The organism is Sphingobium sp. FG11 (assembly GCF_057809915.1).
Window position 1 is genome coordinate 1 of sequence record NZ_JBMDKW010000043.1, and the last position, 699, is coordinate 699.

Consider the following 699-nt stretch of genomic DNA (forward strand, 5'->3'; position numbering starts at 1 on the left):
GCACAGCACAGCACAGCACAGCACAGCACAGCACAGCACAGCACAGCACAGCACAATTATACCCAACACTGACGGAGGCGCAAGAACGGAACTTGGTGATTTGCACGTCGAGCGGGGGCCAGAAACAGCCCTTCACGGCACTGATGAGCAACGCCCTCCCGAGCCTTCACATGGCGGATATCGAGGGCAGTCAGTGCTTTCCGATGTTTCTCTACGAGATGGAGGGCGGGGAATGAGCGAAAGCCAACCCGGCCTGTTTGAACAGGGCCATACCGAAACCCGTATCGTGCGACGCGATGGCATCACCGATGCGGGGCTGGCGCATTTTCAGGCCGCCTATTCCGGTCAGGCGATCAGCAAGAAAGACTTGTTCTACTACACCTATGGCTTGCTGCATTCAGAGGAATACCGCGCCCGTTTTGCCGACAACCTCACCAAGCAGTTGCCACGCATCCCCCGCGTGAAAACCGCTGCTGACTTCTGGCATTTTTCTAAGGCGGGGCGTGACTTGGCGGCGCTGCACGTCAATTTCGAACAGGCGGAACCGTTCCCCGTCACCATCGCTCAAGGCGCATTGGCGCTGGCGCATATCCCGGACCCGGTGAAGTTCTACCGGGTGGAGAAAATGAAATTCGGCGGCAAGCGTGTTGATTGCCGTTGAGAAGTGACCCGGGGTTTTCATCGAGAAGTGACCCACCT

The 699-nt window shown here is 57.8% G+C and carries 2 protein-coding genes; both read left to right on the forward strand.

Annotated elements, in window-relative coordinates; genetic code table 11:
* The coding region (locus tag ACODSN_RS16390; protein ID WP_489056553.1) for a type ISP restriction/modification enzyme at nt 1-236 on the forward strand (236 nt) is incomplete at its 5' end.
* Entirely contained in the window at nt 233-661 is a 429-nt protein-coding gene (locus ACODSN_RS16395) for a type ISP restriction/modification enzyme (RefSeq protein ID WP_489056554.1), read from the forward strand. The genes ACODSN_RS16390 and ACODSN_RS16395, both read left to right, overlap by 4 nt.
* Nucleotides 662-699 lie beyond the last annotated feature (38 nt).

What these genes read in the sequence shown, in the direction of transcription:
- ACODSN_RS16395 (WP_489056554.1), top strand. Translation starts at nt 233, where the DNA reads ATGAGCGAAAGCCAACCCGGCCTGTTTGAACAGGGCCATACCGAAACC.